At 56.4% G+C, this 19,811-nt stretch carries 17 protein-coding genes; 13 read left to right on the top strand and 4 right to left on the bottom strand.

The window, feature by feature from the left end:
- Positions 1 to 59: 59 nt before the first annotated feature.
- From MHI24_RS14255 to MHI24_RS14225, 7 genes are all read left to right on the top strand, one after another.
- Positions 60 to 407 (top strand): phasin family protein, encoded by a 348-nt coding sequence (locus MHI24_RS14255; RefSeq protein ID WP_340026245.1) that lies wholly within the window; start codon positions 60 to 62, stop codon positions 405 to 407.
- Entirely contained in the window at positions 408 to 2,078 is a 1,671-nt protein-coding gene (locus MHI24_RS14250) for an AarF/ABC1/UbiB kinase family protein (protein ID WP_340026244.1), read from the top strand.
- Positions 2,079 to 2,456: 378 nt separating this feature from the next.
- Complete coding sequence (locus MHI24_RS14245) at positions 2,457 to 4,148, top strand: DEAD/DEAH box helicase (protein ID WP_340026243.1); 1,692 nt, start codon at positions 2,457 to 2,459, stop codon at positions 4,146 to 4,148.
- A 302-nt stretch (positions 4,149 to 4,450) separates the two neighbouring features.
- Positions 4,451 to 5,296: a M15 family metallopeptidase gene (locus tag MHI24_RS14240; protein ID WP_340026242.1), complete on the top strand. Its 846-nt coding sequence runs from the start codon at positions 4,451 to 4,453 to the stop codon at positions 5,294 to 5,296.
- Positions 5,297 to 5,446: 150 nt separating this feature from the next.
- On the top strand, positions 5,447 to 5,785 hold the full coding sequence (locus tag MHI24_RS14235; RefSeq protein ID WP_340026241.1) for a DUF3243 domain-containing protein: 339 nt from the start codon (positions 5,447 to 5,449) through the stop codon (positions 5,783 to 5,785).
- 216 nt (positions 5,786 to 6,001) lie between these two features.
- The gene (locus MHI24_RS14230; protein WP_340026240.1) at positions 6,002 to 6,487 is read left to right on the top strand and encodes a glutathione peroxidase; all 486 of its coding nucleotides are present in this window, start codon (positions 6,002 to 6,004) and stop codon (positions 6,485 to 6,487) included.
- Positions 6,488 to 6,714: 227 nt separating this feature from the next.
- Positions 6,715 to 8,349 carry a formate--tetrahydrofolate ligase gene (locus MHI24_RS14225; RefSeq protein ID WP_340026239.1) on the top strand — a complete coding sequence of 545 codons (1,635 nt, stop codon included), beginning with the start codon at positions 6,715 to 6,717 and terminating at the stop codon, positions 8,347 to 8,349.
- Between the two features lie 162 nt (positions 8,350 to 8,511).
- Here the strand turns inward: MHI24_RS14225 and MHI24_RS14220 are convergent, their stop codons facing one another.
- Positions 8,512 to 9,360, bottom strand: coding sequence for an Rpn family recombination-promoting nuclease/putative transposase (locus MHI24_RS14220; RefSeq protein ID WP_340026238.1), 849 nt, complete (start codon positions 9,358 to 9,360; stop codon positions 8,512 to 8,514).
- Between the two features lie 495 nt (positions 9,361 to 9,855).
- Here MHI24_RS14220 and MHI24_RS14215 point away from each other — a divergent pair, with 495 nt between their 5' ends.
- From MHI24_RS14215 to MHI24_RS14195, 5 genes are all read left to right on the top strand, one after another.
- Positions 9,856 to 11,220: an FAD-dependent oxidoreductase gene (locus MHI24_RS14215; protein ID WP_340026237.1), complete on the top strand. Its 1,365-nt coding sequence runs from the start codon at positions 9,856 to 9,858 to the stop codon at positions 11,218 to 11,220.
- Between the two features lie 337 nt (positions 11,221 to 11,557).
- Positions 11,558 to 12,385 carry a formate/nitrite transporter family protein gene (locus tag MHI24_RS14210; RefSeq protein WP_340026236.1) on the top strand — a complete coding sequence of 276 codons (828 nt, stop codon included), beginning with the start codon at positions 11,558 to 11,560 and terminating at the stop codon, positions 12,383 to 12,385.
- 433 nt (positions 12,386 to 12,818) lie between these two features.
- Positions 12,819 to 14,033, top strand: a complete 1,215-nt coding sequence (locus MHI24_RS14205) for an MFS transporter (RefSeq protein ID WP_340026235.1) — start codon at positions 12,819 to 12,821, stop codon at positions 14,031 to 14,033.
- Between the two features lie 66 nt (positions 14,034 to 14,099).
- Positions 14,100 to 14,624: a GNAT family N-acetyltransferase gene (locus tag MHI24_RS14200; RefSeq protein WP_340026692.1), complete on the top strand. Its 525-nt coding sequence runs from the start codon at positions 14,100 to 14,102 to the stop codon at positions 14,622 to 14,624.
- Complete coding sequence (locus MHI24_RS14195; protein ID WP_340026234.1) at positions 14,614 to 15,285, top strand: MOSC domain-containing protein; 672 nt, start codon at positions 14,614 to 14,616, stop codon at positions 15,283 to 15,285. The genes MHI24_RS14200 and MHI24_RS14195 overlap by 11 nt, the downstream gene beginning before the upstream one ends.
- 441 nt (positions 15,286 to 15,726) lie before the next feature.
- Here the strand turns inward: MHI24_RS14195 and MHI24_RS14190 are convergent, their stop codons facing one another.
- Positions 15,727 to 16,275, bottom strand: coding sequence for a GNAT family protein (locus MHI24_RS14190; protein ID WP_340026233.1), 549 nt, complete (start codon positions 16,273 to 16,275; stop codon positions 15,727 to 15,729).
- Between the two features lie 44 nt (positions 16,276 to 16,319).
- Positions 16,320 to 16,568 (bottom strand): DUF2164 domain-containing protein, encoded by a 249-nt coding sequence (locus tag MHI24_RS14185; RefSeq protein WP_340026232.1) that lies wholly within the window; start codon positions 16,566 to 16,568, stop codon positions 16,320 to 16,322.
- Between the two features lie 181 nt (positions 16,569 to 16,749).
- On the opposite strand from MHI24_RS14185, the gene MHI24_RS14180 reads away from it, so the two are divergent.
- Complete coding sequence (locus MHI24_RS14180) at positions 16,750 to 18,453, top strand: glutamine--tRNA ligase/YqeY domain fusion protein (protein WP_340026231.1); 1,704 nt, start codon at positions 16,750 to 16,752, stop codon at positions 18,451 to 18,453.
- Between the two features lie 89 nt (positions 18,454 to 18,542).
- On the opposite strand, the gene MHI24_RS14175 is transcribed toward MHI24_RS14180, so the two are convergent.
- The gene (locus MHI24_RS14175; protein ID WP_340026230.1) at positions 18,543 to 19,769 is read right to left on the bottom strand and encodes an MFS transporter; all 1,227 of its coding nucleotides are present in this window, start codon (positions 19,767 to 19,769) and stop codon (positions 18,543 to 18,545) included.
- Positions 19,770 to 19,811: the final 42 nt, after the last annotated feature.

Raw genomic sequence — 19,811 nt, 5'->3', positions numbered from 1 at the left:
AAATGGCGGGCTAAGGGGTATACTTTATCCATAACTGCAATCTTTGGGAGGGAATTGTCATGAGTGATTTATTCAAGAAAGCCATTTCTTTAGGAGTGGGCCTCACCATTGTCAGTAAGGAGAAAGTGGAGAAGGTTGTAGACGAGCTGGTCAAGCGGGGAGAGCTGGCGCCTTCCGAATCCAAGGCGCTGGTAGACCGGCTTATTGAGCGCGGGGATGAAGAACGGGGAGCGTTCAAATCTGCTGTGCATGAGCAGGTCCAGCGGGTGCTGAAGGAGCTTAAGGTGCCGGTTCAGGCCGACATCGCCGCATTGGAATCGCGCATTGCCTTGCTGGAGAGCCGTGTGGCCGAGCTGGAGGGGGCATCGCCCCGGGAGAACCCTGCGCCGGACACGCCAGCGGAATAAATGGCGGTCCGTATCAGACATGCCGGACGTTACCGGGCAATAGCCATGGCGCTTATGCGTCATGGCTTCGGCTATATGGTGGAGGAACTGGGACTGTATCATCTCTTGTCGCTCCCGCGCCGGATTATTACCCAGGAGGTTCATGAGAGCGTGACGCTCGGTGAAAGGATTCGCCGGGTGCTGGAGGAGCTGGGGCCGACCTTCGTCAAGCTGGGCCAGCTGGCCAGCACGCGCTCCGACCTGCTGCCCGATTCGATCATCCAGGAGCTGGTCAAGCTTCAGGACAATGTGCCGCCCTTCTCGGCGGAGACAGCGCGCAACATTATTGAACAAGAACTGGACCAGCGGATTGATGCGGTCTTCGAATATTTTGAGAACAGCCCGCTTGCTGCTGCTTCCATCGGGCAGGTTCACCGGGCGGTGCTGCATGGCGGGCAGAGTGTTGCCGTCAAAATCCAACGCCCCGGCGTCATGCGGACCATGACCAGGGACCTTGAGATTCTGAAGGACCTGAGCCTGCTGGCCGAGCGCAGGCTGGACTGGGCCAAGCAATACGGCCTCGCCCGGATGATTGAGGAATTCTCCCGGGCCCTGCTGGCCGAGCTGGATTATTCCCAGGAAGGCCGCAATGCCGAACGTATAGCCGGACAGCTGTCGGCCCAAGATAATGTATACATCCCAACGATCTTTTGGGACTTCAGCTCCACGAGGGTGCTGACGATGGAATATATGGAAGGGATCACCCTGAACCGCAGGGAGGAGCTGCTTGGGGCAGGCTTCAAGCTCAAGACGATCGCTGAGCAGTTTGTGCAGATGATGCTGAACCAGATCTTCATTCACGGCTTCTTCCATGCCGACCCGCATCCCGGGAATGTAATGGTGCTGGAGGACGGAAAGCTGGCCCTGATTGACTTCGGGATGGTCGGGCGGCTCAGCGAGGATATGAAGGATGGCTTGTCTGCGCTGGTCATCGCGCTCATGCGCAAGAATACCGATTCTATGGTACGGGCGATTCTGCGTCTGGGCGTCATCCCGGAGGACGCCGACCGCGCGGCCATGCATGACGATATGGACCGGCTGCGGGAGCAGTATTATGATATCCCGTTCAAGCAGGTCAGCATCGGCAAGGCGCTGAATGATCTGTTCGGCATTGCCCGCAAGCACCAACTGGTCATTCCGCCGGACCTGGCGATGCTGGGCAAGACGATGCTGACCCTGGAGGGCATGGTTGCCAGCCTGGACCCGGCCTTCAGCATTATGCAGATGGCTGAGCCCTTCGGCAGGCAGCTGCTGAAGCAGCGCTTCAGCGGCAGCCGCCTGCAGCGCAAGCTGCTGGGCGGGGTAGCTGACCTTGCCGAGAGCCTGGTCGAGCTGCCCGCCCAGGCGCGTCAGCTCTCGGCCCTGATCAGTAAGGGCAAGCTGAAGGTGGAGATCGGAGTGCCCGAGCTGCAGGGGCTGGAGCACAAATTCAGCCGGATCGGCAACCGGCTCTCCTTCAGTATCGTGCTGCTGGCCTTCAGCATCATTATGGCCGGGCTGATTATCGCCTCCTCCCTGCGCGGCGAGCCCTCGCTGCTCTGGGACTTCCCGATTGTGGAGATCGGCTCGGTCATCGCCCTGCTGATGATTCTGTGGCTGCTGTTCTCTATTTTGAAGTCAGGGAGATTCTAGCTGTTCAGAGGGGGAACGTAAATATTCTCCGCTCATGCACACAAAGGGCGCGCAATCAAGTACAATGGGTAAGGATAACTTGCCACAATTCAAATGTAATGGAACGCAAATGGAGTGCCGTCTGAATGTCCGGTGGATCGCTGCTGCCCAGAAACCGAACTTCGACCGCAGCCTTTGCGGGCCTATGGACGGAAGGGCTCCGGCGACGGGGCGCTTCCGCTTTTGTTTGCAGAGGGACCTTGCGTGTGCAGCTGGGAGCTGACATTTTCGTACATTACTCCGCTCTAGGATTGAATATAAGTTAGACACGCATGTAAATTCAGGAATAATAGTGAGGTGGAGCAATTGCCTAGTTTCAAGGAATTAGGAGTATCTGAAATGCTGAACGATCTGCTCAAAGGGCAGGGCATCGTCAAGCCGACGCCGGTGCAGGAGGAGGCGATTCCGCCTGTGGTGCAGGGGCTGGATGTCATTGCCCGGGCGAAGACGGGGACGGGGAAGACGCTGGCTTTTCTGCTGCCGATCTTGGACAAGATCCGGGTGGAGGCGGCTTATCCGCAGGCGCTGATCCTTGCGCCGACGCGTGAGCTGGCGCTGCAGATTACGGAGGAAGCGCGCAAGCTGGCGCGCCATACCGGAGTGAAGATTCTGGCGGTCTACGGCGGCCAGGATGTGGAGAAGCAGCTCCGCAAGCTGGAAGGCGGACGGCATCTGATCATAGGTACGCCGGGAAGGCTGCTGGATCACCTGCGCCGTGAGACGCTCGACCTTGGCGGCGTGAAGATGCTGGTGCTGGATGAAGCCGACCAGATGCTGCATATGGGCTTCCTGGAGGATGTGGAGGCGATCATTACGTCGGTGCCGTACCGCCGCCAGACGATGCTGTTCTCCGCGACCATGCCGGACCCGATCAAGCGGCTGGCTGCCAACTACATGAAGGAGCCGCTGGATATCATTATCAGAAGCGGCTCGCCGATTCCGCTGGATAACATCCGCCAGCAGGTGGTGGAATGCTCGGACCGCAACAAAGAGGCAGCGCTGATCTCGCTGATCGAGCGGGACCGCCCGTATCTGGCCATCATCTTCTGCCGGACCAAGCGCCGGGCCTCGAAGCTGAATGAAGCGCTGCAGGCGGCCGGCTATGATTGCGATGAGCTGCACGGCGACCTGTCGCAGGCCAAGCGCGAGGCGGTCATGAAGCGGTTCCGCGACGCGAAGCTGCAGCTGCTGGTCGCTACCGATGTGGCGGCCCGCGGTCTGGACGTGGAGGGGATCACCCATGTCTTCAACTATGATCTGCCGCTGGACCCGGACAGCTACATTCACCGGATCGGCCGCACGGGCCGCGCCGGAGGCAAGGGCCTCGCGGTGACGTTTGCTTCGCCGCGCGACCGTGCCGGGCTCGAAGCCATCGAGCGCGGCATCTCCCAGCGGCTGGACCGCCGCCGGTATGAGAAGGATGAATTCGGCACAGGCGAATTCATCTCAGTGCAGGGCGGCGGCTCGCCGCGCGGCGGACGGCAGAACGCTGCGCCTGAAGCGGCGCGCGCCGGGCGCGGCGGCCGCGGTCAGAGCCGCAGCGGCGGTGCGCCGCGCGCGGAGGCCGCAGGGCGTCCGGGCGGGCGCGGACGCGGCGGCAAGGAAGCAGGCGGCTGGGGCGCGCCTGCGGAGGGCAACAAGCGCAGCGGCTCTGGCGCGGCTGCGCGGGGCAATGCCGCCGGAGGACGCGGCGGCAAGGAGGCAGGCGGCTGGGGCGCGCCTGCGGAGGGCAACAAGCGCAGCGGCTACAGCAGCAACGTGTCCAGAGGCGCGGACGCCGGTGGCTTCAGCTACGGCGCCTCCAAGGGGGCCGGCTCCGGTGCGGGATACAACCCGGGCGGTGCGCAGGCCAGCCCGAAATTCCGGGCGCATGTGGCACGCAGCCATGATGCTTCTGCCGGCGGCTCACGCGGCGGCTCGAAGGGCGGCAAAGGCGGCTTCAGCACCGGCGGGCGCAATAGCAGCGGAAGCTCCGCGCGCGGCAAGCGCGGCGGCGGCGGTTCACGCGGCGGACGCGGCTCCTCCAGATAAAGGCGGTTTACAGCCGGTTCGGAATTTTGTTACCATAGGGCAGTTGGCCGGACAGCCAGCTGTTCTATGGTATTATTTATTAGGGAGGAAATGAGGAGTTATCTCATATTTCCGCCAGCAGCTTCAATGTCCTCAATTGTAATCGAAAAACCGATCACAATGCCGCCGCCCATCACCATTATCATCCAATTGAAACATTTTCACCGTTAGGCCTGTCTAATAGATACCGGAACAACCGATACAAGAAGATAGAGGTACAGAAGCGAAGCTGTGTGCACTACCTATAGGAGGATTAATCAAGTATGTCCAAAACCGCCAAAATTGTTATTCTACTCATCATCGTTATCGCTGTCGGCTGGGGAATCGGGAAGTATACCGCCCCATCCGCTTCCCCGGAGAACGGAACCAATGCAGGCACAGGTACGGACCTGGGAGCGGGGCCGGATTCTGGACCTGATGCATCTCCGCTGCCAAGCGCAGAGCCGGGCGGACAGAACGCGGGCAATGATTCCTCACCCGAAAATACTCCCTCTCCAGGGAACCCGGATGCAGAGATGGTAGTCGCCGATCCTGACAGCATCACGGTCATGGTCAATAAGCAGTACAGTCTGCCGGAGGAATATAAGCCGGCTGATCTGGTCTACCCGGATGTGCCTTTTATCTTCTCGGAGAAGATTGAGAAGCGGATGCTCCGCCGGGAGGCGGCCGCCGCACTGGAGGAGATGGTCGCTGCCGCGAAGCAGGACGGGGTTCATCTTGCCGGCGTATCGGGCTACCGTTCGGAAGCGACACAGCGGAGACTGTTCAACAACTATGTCAAAAGAGACGGCGAAGAGAAGGCCCGCACCTACAGTGCAGTGCCCGGACACAGCGAGCATCAGACCGGCCTGGCCATCGACCTCTCCGGCAGTGACGGCAAGTGTGCCGCCGAGAGCTGCTTTGCCGGTACGAAGGAAGCGCTGTGGTTAGCGGACCATGCCACAGAATACGGATATATTATCCGGTTCCCGGAGGGCAAAGAGGCCATAACCGGCTATATCTATGAGCCTTGGCATGTCCGGTATGTAGGCAAGGAGATCGCCGCATCGATTGCGGAGCGGGGCATTACGCTGGAGGAATACTATGATGCGGTTCCGGTGAGCAAGTAAGCGATCAGACGGTATAATTAGGCGGTCCAGCAGAATCCTGCGGGGCCGCTTCTTTTCTTCGCCGTAACCCGAAGCTGGTCCCATGGTTCAACCCCCAGGCCTCTGGTTAAGTAGTGGGAAACCTTATACTATGGAATGGAGGCGTGCGGAATGGCTGAACACAATCATGTGGTAAGCAAGGACGGCAATGTGACCATGGACCGGGTAACTGAGGCGCTGGACCGGATTGAGCCGGGGCAGAAGGAACGGATTTTGAATGATTTTGAGGAGTTCAAGGCTTACTTGGGTAAGCGCATTCAATTGGCGCAGCGGATTGGTCTGAGCGAGGAACAGCTGGCACTGGCCGCCGGCAAAATCGCCGATTATCTGGCCGCCTACGAAGAGCCCCGGAACAGCGAGGAGAAGCTGCTGCTGGAGCTCTGGAGAGCGGGCAACAAGGACGAGCGCCATAAGCTGGCACATATGCTGGTGAAGATGGTGCAGCAATAACAGCGGCGGTTGAATACGAGGGATATACGGCAGGCGGTTCTGCACTTGTTGCGGAGCCGCTTTTTGGCATTGGCAGAAATCTTGTGACAGCGCTGAGTTCCCGATGAACGCTCTTAACTTCAGCCACTTGCTGTGTAGAGGTGCATGGTTTTGGTTCTTGGCTGCGGATAGGATACAATGAAGGAGAAAATCTACAGCCGAAAGGATGGAAGCAGGATGTCGATCTACAGTTTTGCCGCTGTTACGCCTTCGGGCACAGAGGTGTCCTTGAAAGACTATGAGGGCAAGGTGCTGCTGATTGCGAACACGGCCAGCCAGTGCGGACTCACTCCACAATACGGAGAGCTGCAAAAGCTGCATGAGCAGTATGCGGATCAGGGACTGGTGGTCCTCGGCTTCCCGTGTAACCAGTTTGGCGGCCAGGAGCCGGGAACCAGCGAGGAGGCGGAGGCTTTTTGCAAGCTGAATTACGGAGTGACGTTCCCGGTGTTCGCTAAGGTGGATGTCAACGGGCCTGAGGCCAGCCTGCTGTTCCGGTATCTGAAAGGCCAGCAGCCGGGTGACGGGGAGAGCAGCGATATCCAATGGAACTTCACGAAGTTCCTGGTGGACCGCAGCGGTCAAGTGATTGCCCGGGTCGAACCGAAGCAATCGCCAGAGAGCATGAAGGGGCTTATCGAGAAGGCGCTGGCACCTAGCTGAAACCGGTTGAATGGTACAAGGAAGACTTAGGCCCTGCGCTTTGCAGGGCTTTTATCAATCATAATTCTTGTCGGCGCTGCTGTTCGGCCGGTATGAAAATTATCCTTGAATCTTTTCAGAGACAATGTATCCTTTGAAGAGAATGCTTCTTGCATTCCTTGGATAGGGAGCGCGCATACAGAACTGAAGGTTGCAGGATACTAACGGCAGGAGGGTTACATAAAGGCATGAGGTTAATTACAGAGGTAGCGGCGGCAGCCGGGATTAAGGAAGAGCATCTGGAGTTGTACGGTAAATATAAAAGCAAGCTGTCCCCGTCGCTGTGGGCCGAGCTGAAGGATAAGCCGGACGGGAGGCTGGTGCTCGTTACGGCGGTGAATCCGACTCCGGCAGGTGAGGGCAAAACCCTGACCACCATCGGACTCGCCCAGGCGATGAATGCGGCCGGGGTCCGGACCGTAGCTGCATTGCGGGAGCCGTCACTGGGCCCCTGCCTTGGCATGAAGGGCGGTGCGACCGGGGGAGGCAAGGCGCAGATCGTTCCGGCCGATGAGATTAATCTGCACTTCACAGGCGATATTCATGCGGTGACCGCAGCCCATAATCTGCTCTCGGCGATGATTGACAATCATCTGTTCCAGGGTAACAGCCTGGGGCTTGATCCGCAGCGGATCGTGTGGAAAAGGGTTATGGATATGAACGACCGCAGCCTGCGGAATATCGTGACCGGACTTGGGGACGGCAATGGAACGGTCCGGGAGAGCGGCTTCCAGATTACGACGGCCTCCGAGATTATGGCGGTGCTGTGCCTGTGCAGCGATCTTGCTGATCTGAAGCAGCGGCTTAGCCGGATTCTGGTCGGTTATGACCAGCAGGGGCAGCCGGTCACAGCGAAGCAGATTGGGGCGGTAGAGGCGATGACTGCGCTGCTTAAAGAGGCAGTCAAGCCGAATCTGGTGCAGACGCTGGAAGGCACACCGGTGATTGTGCACGGCGGACCGTTTGCGAATATTGCCCACGGGTGCAGCAGTGTGATCGGGACCCGCTACGCGCTGAAGCTGGGCGAGGTAGTGGTGACGGAGGCGGGCTTCGGTGCGGACCTGGGAGCCGAGAAATTCATGGACATCAAGTGCCGCCAGGCCGGGCTGACGCCTTCCGCCGCTGTGCTGGTGGTGACGGTGAAATCCCTGAAATATAACGGCGGCGTCCGTAAGGAAGAGCTGTATGAAGGCAACCGTGCCGCACTGCTCTTGGGATTGTCCAATATGGAGCGTCACATTGAGAATCTGCGCAAATTCGGTGTGCCCGTGCTGGTGGCACTCAACCATTTTGAAGGCGATGCGCCTGCTGAGGTGGAGGATGTGCTGGAGGCTTGCCGGCGGCTGGACGTTCCTGCTGCGGTCTCCAAGGTATGGGCCGAAGGAAGCGCGGGCGGGCAGGAGCTGGCTCAGGCGCTCAAGACGCTGCTGGCGCAGGAGGAAGCTGTGCATTTTGCACCGCTATATGAAGATCACCTGGATATTCCGTCCAAAATCAACCGCATCGTTACCGAGATCTACCGCGGTGCCGGCGTGGCCTTCTCTCCCGCAGCGAAGCGCAGTCTTGCGGCCATTGAGCGGCTGGACCTGCACCACCTTCAGGTCTGTATGGCCAAAACCCCGTATTCCTTCTCGGATCAGCCGCGCCTGCTCGGTGCGCCGGAAGGCTTCACCATGGGCGTGCGGGACATCACTCTGTCTCTTGGCGCCGGCTTCGCCGTGGTCATCACGGGGAACATGGTGACCATGCCGGGCCTTCCCGCCAAGCCGGCGGCCGAAGGGCTGCTGGTGGATGAGGACGGCGTGATTTCGGGACTGGAGTAAGCTGCTTTTTCGTTGTGCTTGACACTAATTTGGCCTCACTTTACCGCAGGTTTGCTGCGGGGGTGAGGCTTTTTTGTATGCTAAATACCGAATACAATTGGCTTTTACTGTCCAATCCACATAAAAAGCTGCGGAGATCGAATCTCACGCAGCTCTTAAGCATTAATGCTTTTGTTTCAGTTTGTCCAACTGCTCCATAGAAAGTCCTGTTAGTTCGGCAATGGTAGGAAAATCCATACCTTTATTCATCATATTCTGGGCAATTACTAACATTCCTTTGGCCAAGCCAATGGACTCGCCTTCTGCACGGGCCCCTTCCAACATGGAGGCTTCGTCATGCAGAGCTTTTTGTCTCATTTCATACATGCGTCGTGCTTCTGCATTCTGGCTTAAATATTCCAGTGCGGTCATCGCTTTACTCAAAGCTGGTTCATTCACCCTTAACACCTCCCAGTTTGTTGTATCTTCACTTTTCAGGAATAGCAGCCAGTTGAGTAACCCGCCCTCATTCGGAATGTGCTGCAAGTTCAGCTTGGAGAGCTCCATGATGTGGATTTCAATGTCGTCAATCAGTGTGATGCCGCTGTGATCTTCCCGCAGATGAAAAATGTTATGGTAACGGTCGTTAGGCAGAATAGAGAAATTAAGTATATTGATGGTGACACATTTTCTAAGCTTCTTGTAGGAGTGTCCTTCTTCAAGCTGCCCGGCATACTGCTTGCTCCAATAGTACAGTGTGCGCTTTTCATTATCGTACTTATTAAATAACTGCATTTCCACATTAATAAGCTTTCCCTCGGCTGTTTTGGCCTGAATATCGAAGATCGATTGTTTATCACGTGGAGAGTCTTTATCTGTATATGGATTCATGAGAACGATCTCAGTCAAAGGTGGCTCTCCAGCCTCCATGAAAGTTCTGTTAAGAAAAGCCAGCAGGATATCCTTGTTTTCTTCACTGCCAAATATGCGTTTGAAGACAAAATCATTCTTGGGGTCAAGCAGATCGCGCATCCGAATCAACTCCAATCCTTATAGTCAATATTATACCATGATTACCAGTTCTGTTGCATATTGACGCCCTGCTGCTGCACATGAAGATTCCCTCAAAACTAAAACAATCTTGAATTCCATTAAGCGTATTTTCACAACAGAATTTATTGTTTAACCGGGCAGTGACTAGGGGCAGCCGCGCAGGTCAGCAGGGACATGTTCTCTCCAGCCCCTTCCTGCTCCTGGCAGACATAATGCCCCACCTCCAGGGGAAACTAAAGCAACGGTGAAAATTACGCGGTGTTATCCATTTTGCCTAGTCCTTCCGGTGAGCTTTATAAATGATTAAAATTTGAAATTGTGAACAATGTGAGGAAAATCACAAAAGTGCTTGTAATGTGATAAATATCACAATATAATCAATGTATAAAGTGAAAACAATCACAAATACAAGTTCTTATACACACAGTCATAAGCACAGACAAATAAGCTTTACACCTGGAGGAGGAAGAAATCATGAAAGTTGCAGTCATTGGATGTACCCACGCCGGAACGGCCGCTATTGTGAACACCGCCCAGTTATACCCGGATGCCGAGATTACGGTCTACGAGCGTAACGATAATATTTCGTTCCTGTCCTGCGGTATTGCCCTGTATGTCGGGGGAGTCGTCAAGGACCCGCATGGATTATTCTATTCTTCGCCGGAACAGCTGGCTGCGCTGGGTGTGCAGACGAAGATGCGCCATGAAGTAATTAACGTGGACACTGCCCGCCGGACGCTGAAGGCCCGCAATCTGGTCACTGGTGAAGAGCTCGAAGATACGTATGACAAGCTGATCATGACCACAGGCTCATGGCCGGTTGTGCCTAAGCTGGAGGGGATTGACCTGGAGGGCATCCTGCTCTCGAAGAACTATCATCACTCTAACACCATTATTGAGGAAGCGCAGAAGGTGAAGAGAATTACAGTGGTTGGCGCTGGTTATATCGGGGTGGAGCTGGTGGAGGCTTTTCAGATGAACGGCAAGGAGGTTACGCTGATCGACGGGGAAGAGCGGATTCTGAGCAAGTACCTGGATGAAGAATTCACAGCACCGATTGAGCAGTCGCTTAAGGATCACGGGATCAAGCTTGCGCTGGGCGAGAAGGTGGCCTCCTTCGCCGGTGAGAACGGCAGAGTAACCAAGGTCATTACCAGCAAAGGTGAGCATGAGACGGATCTGGTCATTCTCTGCATCGGCTTCCGCCCGAATACGGAGCTGCTGAAGGGTCAAGTTGATATGCTGCCGAACGGCGCGATCATGGTCAACGATTATATGCAGACCAGCCTGCCGGATGTGTACGCTGCCGGTGACAGCTGTGCGATCCATTACAACCCGACGGGTAAACACGCTTATATCCCGCTTGCCACGAATGCTGTCCGCATGGGAACACTCGTCGCTCGCAATCTGGTTGAGCACACCATCCCGTACATGGGTACGCAAGGAACATCTGGCATCAAGATCTATGAGGACAATATTGCCGGAACCGGCCTGACGGAAGAAGCCGCTAAGGCAGAGGGTATGGATACAGAAAGTGTAATGCTGGTGGACAACTACCGTCCGGAATTCATGCCAACCTTCGAGCAGGTTCAGGTCAAAGTGGTCTACGAACGCACCACCCGCCGCATTCTCGGCGCACAGATTATGTCCAAGATGGACCTGACCCAGTCGATCAACACAGTATCGGTCTGCATCCAGAATAAGATGACCGTAGACCAGCTGGCCTTCATCGACTTCTTCTTCCAGCCGCACTACAACAAGCCTTGGAACTTCCTGAACACCGCAGGTCTCCAGGCACTGCCGAAGCCAGCTCCCGTCAAGGAGCCAGTCCACGCTTAACTATACTGTCACCCCGGAGCCCGCTAAGGGCTCTTTTTTTTGGGAGTCCCCGCAAAGTACCTGAGTCATCATCCAAGCTAAAGCCCCACTTTGTGGGGTTATTTTGTGCACTGCTCCATTATCAAAAAAAGGGGTTTCACTCTCCTAAATGCTCTCTTAACACCATTTTTCTGCATAAATCAGTGCATGAAGCCGGCTTTTGTGGTAAATTTGACATGTCAGTGAAAACTTTCACTTGGTTTTTTGGATAGTGATTTTTATCACGTTAATGTGATTGTGATCACGTTACAATGGCATAAAGGAACAAATTTTAAGTAATTAGAAGGGGATAGGAATCATGGCTTATAACAAACCGCAGGCAATCGCTGAAGTGACGGTGGAGAACGGAATTAAGAAGGCGCATAATCCGCTCAGCACTGTACTCATTCTCGGTTTCCTGGGAGGAGCGTTTATTGCGCTCGGATTTTTGCTGGATATTCGCGTCATTGCCAGTGCGCCCGCTGAATGGGGGTCCATTGCCAACTTCATCGGAGCAGCGGTGTTCCCGGTGGGACTGATCCTGGTGCTGCTGGCCGGAGGTGAGCTGCTGACAGGCAATATGATGGCGGTGCCGCTGGCATTTATGGCGAAGAAGATCTCGTTCTGGGAAGTAATGAAGAACCTGGTACTGATCACGCTCAGCAACCTGGCAGGTGCGCTGTTCGTGGCTTACTTCTTCGGGCACATCGTTGGTCTGACCTCAGACGGCGCATATCTGGAGAAGCTGGTAAGTATGGCAGAGCACAAGATCGATGCTTCCTTCCTGCAGGCCTTCATCTCGGGGATCGGCTGTAACTGGCTCGTTGCCCTGGCTGTATGGCTCTCGTATGGGGCAGATAACTTCAGCGGCAAAATCCTCGGCATCTGGTTCCCGACCATGGCCTTCGTAGCCATCGGCTTCCAGCACGTTGTAGCCAACATGTTCCTTATCCCTGCTGCGATCTTCGAAGGGCATTTCACCTGGGGCCAGTATTTCGGCAACTTCGTTCCGGTCTGGCTCGGCAATCTGACGGGCGGTGCAATCTTCGTCGGTGCCGCGTACTGGATGGCCTACCTGCGCAAGGAACAGGCTCCCGCAGCTTCTGCTCAAGGCGTTCCTGCTGCCGGGCTGAAGAAGCACGCTTAACATAATAGATCCGGCCGGGCGCTGTCCGGTGTGGCTTCAGGCACTTCCTGTTTCTCAGCTTCCTTCTATTGTTAAGGGGAGAGAGGCGGGGAGTGTTTTTGCATATACAAACAAAATTCACCGTGTACTCCGACTCGGGGGAACGAAATCGGGATTCACGGTGAACCAATTAGGGAGTGTTTCATATGCATTATTACCCTGGCCTCCGGCTGCCGAATCAGCCTGGTTCCAGTAATTTTCTTTACGTGCAGAAGGCCGGGTTATAGAATAGAAATAACGCTTGTCAGGAAAGGCTTGGCGGGTGTTTTTCAGCAGAAGGTTTCAATCGTTACACGCGATAAAGCGTTAATGCGTATGCTTGATCTCCGCCCTGTTTTGGGATGATACTGGATGGATTGATGACAGTGACATTACAGGGGATGACAGACAAGCGATGAGATTTCTGCAAGCCTATCCGAAGGAAGTTAAGGTCTTCCTGATTGCAAGCTTAATTAACGCAACCGGCAGTGCGCTGATGTGGCCGCTGGTGACGATGTATGTATTCGATGAACTGGGACGCAGCATGACCGATGCGGGATTCGTTCTGCTGGTGCAGTCCCTTGGCGGAATTGCCGGGCAGCTGCTCGGCGGCTCTCTGTACCACAAGGTTGGCGTCAACCGCCTGATTGTCGGTGCGCTGGCGATGAATGCCCTGATGCTGTTCGCTCTGCCGTGGGCAAGCGGCAACTGGAGCCTGTTCATCGTTGTAATGGGGCTGGTGGGGCTGTTCAACTCCCTGTCGCTTCCGGCGATTCAGGCTTTCATTGGCTTCCGGTTCGCGGAGCAGCGTGCAGAGCTGTTCAATATTATCTATGTGGCGAATAATATAGGGGTAGCTCTGGGGACATCGCTGAGCGGCTTCCTGGGCAATTATATGCTGAGCTTTGTGCTGAACGGGGTGACCTCGGCGGTATTCGCGGGCTTTTTCTTCGTCTACCTGCGCAAGGTGGGCTCAGCGCCTGCACAGGATCATGGCACCAGAAGACAACCGCAAGGCGGGATGTCCGGCTGGCGGCTCATGGGCAATACCCGAATCTATCTCTATATGGCGCTTGGTTCAATGTTTCTCCTGATCGGCAACTCGATCTGGAATACGGGCGTATCACCGTTTATTATCTCGGAAGGCTGGTCGAAGCAGCTCTACGGCTTCCTCTGGACACTGAACGGTGTGCTGATCTTCGTGGCCCAGCCGCTGGTCAGCCTCATCAAGCGCTGGTTCGCCGCTACCTCCGCTTCCCAGATGACTGCAAGCGCGGTGTTCTATCTGGCCGGGTACGCTGTCCTTCTGTTCCTGCCAAGCTATCCGGGGATGCTGCTGGCGATGGTCCTGGCTACCCTGGGCGAGATGCTGATCTCTCCGGCGATGCCTTCCTTCATCTCGGAGCATGCCCGGCACAATGCACCTTTCTATCTGGGGCTGAGCGGCGGAATCGGCGCGGCCGGTCGGGTCATCGGACCCTATCTGATGGGCCGGCAATTCGACCGGGGCGGCCTTGCTCCAACAGGCTGGCTGGCTTGCGGCATGGCGGTGCTGGCGGTGGGCTTCTTCCTGCTTCACGCTTATATGAACCGTTCCGCCGAGCGGCAGCTTGCGCGCAGAACGGCATAGATTCGCATGCTATAACCAATCCTTCTATTATCTGCTATGTACACAGCAAGGCAAGGGGGTACAATGATGCAACAATTAGACAGGAAATCTGCCCTGGTCATCCGCCCATCGGAACTGAAGGATGCCCGGGAGCTGATTATGCTTGATCATATGATCTGGACAGAGGAGACCGCGCCGGGTCCGCTGATGTGGCGCTCGCGGGAGGATTATCTGCTTCATGCGCCGCCCGGCTCCCAGCTTATAGCCTTGCAGGACGGCGAGCTGTGCGGAGTTGTCGGCTTCGGCTGTCCCACGGAGCTGGAGAGCAACCGCCATGTCTGCGAGGTGAATATCGCGGTCCATCCGCATTTTCAGCGCCAGGGTGTCGGCAGCCGCCTGATCGCAGAGATCAAACGCCATGCCGCCAGCCATGGCATCCGCAAGCTGCGCCTGCGGGTGCTGTCCTGCAACACACCGGCAATCCTGTTCTACCGCAAATGCGGATTCGAGGAAGAGGGCAGGCTGCGGGAGGAATTCTATCTGGGCGGGCGCTATGTGGATGAGATATTCATGAGCTGCAGGCTGACGGGAGGAGAAGGGGATGGAGACTGAAATGAAAATGGAGGTCGTCTCGCTGAATGTAGGCAAGCCGAAGACGGTGGAGTACCGTAACCAGCCGCTATCCACCGGCATCTATAAGTTGCCGGTTGCCGGTCCGCTGGTGATTCGTGCGGAAGGATTCGACGGTGACGGGCAGGCGGATCTGGTGAATCATGGCGGACCGGACAAGGCGGTCTGCGTCTATCCGTTGAAGCATTATGCTTACTGGGAGGAGCAGCTTGGCCGGAAGCTGGACTATTCCGCCTTTGGCGAGAATATCACAGCGCGCGGGCTGCTGGAGACCGAGGTCTGCATCGGGGATGTGTACGAGATCGGCACCGCCCTGCTGCAGGTGAGCCAGCCGCGCTTCCCGTGCTTCAAGCTCTCGCAGAAGCACGGTCCGGCGGACATGCCGGCGCGGGTGCTGTCTACCGGCTATAGCGGCTTCTACTTCCGCGTGCTGCGGGAGGGGCAGATTGCGGCCGGAGACCGGATTGTGAAGCGGGAGAGCGGCACGGGCCGCTTCCCGGTGAAGCAGGTGCTCTATTTCATGGAGCACGGCCGCAAGGATCAGAGCGGGCTGGCGGAGCTGGCCCGGCTGGAGAGCCTTGCAGGCGGCATCCGTGAGCGGTTCCGGCGCTGGCTGGAAGCAGCGGAGCGGCCGGAGAGCTAGGACGGTTCGAGAACGCGGAGAGCTAGGATGGCTGGTGTAGAATCTCACCCCCGGGAGCGGATGCAGCTCCCGGGGGTGTTTGAGTTACGGCGGAAATAAGGTGCACTAGTGCACCTGAATCCACCGAAAGCGGACCGGTGGCGGAAACGAAGAGCATTAGTGCACCTGAATCCACCGAAAGTGGACCTGTGGCGGAAATGAAGAGCACTAGTGCACCTGAATCCGCCGAAAGTGGGCCGATAGCGGAAATGAAGAGCATTAGTGCACCTGAATTCGCCGAAAGTGGACCGGTGGCGGAAACGAAGAGCATTAGTGCACCTGAATCCGCCGAAAGTGGGCCAGTAGCGGAAACGAGGTGCACTAGTGCACCTCGTTTCCGCCTAACCCGCCCCCCAAGCCTTGCGCTCTCACACCCGTGCCCTATGACCAGCCCCCTGCTGCTCACCCCATCAGCTTCCATTCGCTGCGCAGCAGGCCGTACACTGCGTGGTTGACATAACCGCCCGGAAGCTTCTCGGCCTGGCGGATGACGCCCTCGAAGATGAAGCCGAGCCGCTCAGGGATTGCCCGGCTGGCTTTGTTCCCGGTGGCGCAGCGGATCTCGATGCGGTTCAGCTCAAGCTCCAGCAGGGCGTAGTCCACAAAGACCCGGCAGGCGCTGGTCATATAGCCTTGACCCTCATAGCCCTCGCCGAGCCAGTAGCCGATGCCGACCGAGCGGTTATGCCAGTCAATCTCATGATAACCGATGATCCCGGCGAATTCATCGCGGACCCACAGCCCGGCGGTGAATCCGCCGTTGTCGCTGCCCTGCTTCACGGAATTCTTGATGAATGTGGAGAGATGCGACTGCTCCGTTACGTTGTCCACCCAAGGCAGCCACTGCCTGAGCCGGTGGCGTGAGCGCTCCACCAGGGCGTACATCTGGCGGGAATGCTCCGGCAACAGCAGCTTCAGCTTAAGTTCCTCATCAATGACATAATTAAACATGCGGCCGCCCCCTATGCTATACGGTGTATAATAGAAGTTACTGCCTAGCTGCGCTTCCTCCACTCCAGTGCGTAGATGTCTTCCTCCATCGCCTGCATACGCTGGCCGACCAGTGTGCGGCAGTCGCTAAGCGCACTGTTGTAGAGCACCGGACCCAGCTCCTGCAGGAAGAATTCCAGCAGATTGTCTGCGGCCAGATGCCCGATGGTTTCCCCGCGTTCAGCCTCGAAGTGGGCGCGGATGTTGTCTATAATCATTTCCCGCTGCTCCTTGGGCAGTTTAACCGGTTTCATATGTAGCCTCCTCTTTACAATTATGCTTATAATCCTCATGCTACTCTATCGCCGGGAGGGAAGTCAAAGGATACAGGAGCGCTTAACTTTTATTGAACATTCCCTGCTTAACGGGTATATTAATAGGAAACATGTTCATAACAAGGAAGTAGTTATATTACAGAATGAAAGGTTGATCATTGTGGAGAATCAGGGTACACCCTCCAATTTCATTAAGAACGTAATTACCGAAGATCTCCGCTCGGGCAAGGTGAAGGAAGTCGTCACCCGCTTCCCGCCGGAGCCGAACGGGTATTTACATATCGGACATGCCAAGGCGATCTGGATTAACTTCACGCTGGCCGATGAATTCGGCGGCAGAACCCATCTGAGATTCGACGACACGAATCCGCTGAAAGAGGACACCGAGTATGTGAACTCCATTCAGGAGGATGTAAAGTGGCTCGGTTATGAGTGGGAGGAGCTGCGGTTCGCTTCCGATTACTTCGGGGAGATGTATGAGCGGGCGGAGCTGCTGATCCAGAAGGGCAAAGCCTATGTTGATGATCTTACAGCAGACCAGATCCGTGAATTCCGGGGAACGCTGACCGAGCCGGGCAAGAACAGCCCTTACCGCGATCGCAGCATCGAAGAGAATCTGGACCTGTTCCGCCGGATGCGGGCGGGCGAGTTCAAGGATGGCGAGAAGGTGCTGCGCGCCAAGATCGACATGGCTTCACCGAACATCAACCTGCGGGACCCGGTCATTTACCGGATCTCCCACTCCCATCATCACAATACGGGCGATGCCTGGTGCATCTACCCGATGTACACCTTCGCGCATCCGCTGGAGGATGCGATCGAGCATGTGACCCACTCCCTCTGTTCGCTGGAGTTCGAGGATCAGCGTCCGTTCTATGACTGGGTAGTGGCTGAATGCGACATGCCGGCAGAGCCGCATCAATATGAATTCGGCCGCCTTAATCTGGCTCAGACCGTGACCAGCAAGCGCAAGCTGAAGCTGCTGGTGGATGAAGGTCATGTGGACGGCTGGGATGATCCCCGGATGCCGACCATCTCGGGGCTGCGCCGCCGCGGGTATACGCCGGAAGCGATCCGCAGCTTCGTTCATGAGACCGGTATTTCCAAAAGCCAGGGTCTGGTCGACCTGCAAATGCTGGAGCATTTCATCCGTGAAGACTTGAAGCTGACCGTGCCCCGGACGATGTCCGTCCTGCGGCCGCTGAAGGTAGTTATCACCAATTATCCCGAAGGCGAAACCGAGTATTTCGAGATTGAGAACAACGTGGAGAATCCGGAGATGGGCAACCGCATGATTCCGTTCTCCCGTGAGATCTATATTGAGCGCGATGACTTCATGGAGGTTCCGCCGAACAAGTACTTCCGCCTGTTCCCGGGCAATGAGGTCCGCCTGAAGAATGCTTATTTCATCAAATGCAACGAGTTCATTAAGGATGAGAACGGCGAGGTTGTCGAGCTGCACTGCACCTATGATCCGGAGACGAGAAGCGGCAGCGGGTTCACCGGCCGTAAGGTTAAGGGAACGCTGCACTGGGTAGATGCCAGTCAAGCCGTTCCGGCGGAATTCCGCCTCTATGAGCCGCTGATTTCTGCCGAGGAGGCGGAGACCGATGCCGAGGTTGAAGGGCTGGATGGCGCCGCCGACAAGCCGGAGCAGACCTTCCTGGACCAGCTGAATCCGAAGTCAATTGAGATTCTCCAGGGCTTCGTGGAGCCGGGCCTGAAGAACAGTGCGCCGCAGGACAAGTTCCAGTTCTTCCGCCACGGGTACTTCAACGTAGACAGCAAGTACTCGACACCGGAGCATCTGGTTTTCAATCTGATCGTATCGCTCAAAAGCTCCTTCCAGCCCAAAAAGGGCTAACTCAGCTTAAACTAATTCAGCAACAGCCATACAAACAGGCTTGGCCTCCCGACGGGAGACCAAGCCTGTTGTGTTGTGTACACCGCCAGTTAATCCTCCGGCAGCTCATCTTCAGCATCATCTGCGGACTGGTATTTGCCGCGGATGATGAAGAGCCACATCAGGCCGAAGCCGATCGTGCCGAAGAGGGCGAGGATCGCTCCGGACTGATACATCGTCTGTGCGCCGAGCGTCTGGTACAGCCAGCCGCCGAGCACACCGCCGAGAATGCCGGCAATGCCGCTCCAGGCGAGCGTGTAGAGCGCCTGTCCCGAGGACCGGTAAGGCTGCGGGACCAGCAGCATGGTCAGCTGGGTGCCGACATAGAAGAAGCCGCCGAAGGTAATGGAGTGCAGTACCTGGATGATGGCCACCTGCAGCGGCGTGGTGGCATCGGCCATCAGCCACCAGCGCAGGAAGAACAGCGCGCTGACTACGGTAAGTGAGGCCAGCAGCACAGAGACTCTGCGCCCGAGGATGTAATTGCACAGGAACAGCACCCCCATCTCCAGAATGGAGGACAGGAATACGGCGAGGCCAATCATGGTCTTGCTTCCGCCCAGCTCCGTGATGTACAGTGACACAAAGGTATTATTCATCGTATTCGGAATCGCTACCAGTATGCCGAAGAGGATGAAGCACAGGAAGAACGGATTATGGAAGATATGGCGCATCCCCTTGAACGGCAGGGGGGCAATACCAATGGAATGGTCGAGCTTCGGCAGCATGATCAGTGCGATCATCGCAGCGCAGAGCAGGGCCGCAAACAGATAGGACAGCACTGAGATGCCGGCCCATTCAATTACAGGACCGGCCAGAATCGCTGTGAAGGCCCAGCCTAACGAGCCCCACAGCCGGAACGAGCTGAACCTGCGGCTGGTTCCGTCAATATAACTGAGAATCATAGTGTTGCTCTGGGCGAAGAGCGGCCCCTGGAAGAAATAAAAGAACAGGATGGAGATGTAGATCATTTCATATGTATTCGCCTGAAATACAAGCTGGGACAAGACCAGTGTACCCGTCAGCATGACGAGGACGATCCGCCGGATATTCTGATAACGGTCACTCCAGATGCCCCAGAAGGGGTTGGCGATAATGGATACCAGCGCGCCTACTGACATCAGGCACCCGATCTCCAGCTTGTTCATTCCGACATCCTGCAGATACAGCGGAAAGAAGCTGGTGAAGAGGACGACTGTTCCATACACGAAGAAGTTGAACCATTTCAGAGAGGTGAAAGACAGCTGCTTATTGAGGTTCTCCCGCAAACTTTGCACTCCTTTCCCGCCTGATGCCTTGCACTCTTGCCTGCGGCCCGC

The organism is Paenibacillus sp. FSL K6-1096 (assembly GCF_037977055.1).
Classification (GTDB): Bacteria; Bacillota; Bacilli; order Paenibacillales; family Paenibacillaceae; genus Paenibacillus_AQ.
The sequence above is the reverse complement of the archived record's forward strand: the minus strand, read 5'-3'. Positions and strand labels throughout refer to the sequence as shown.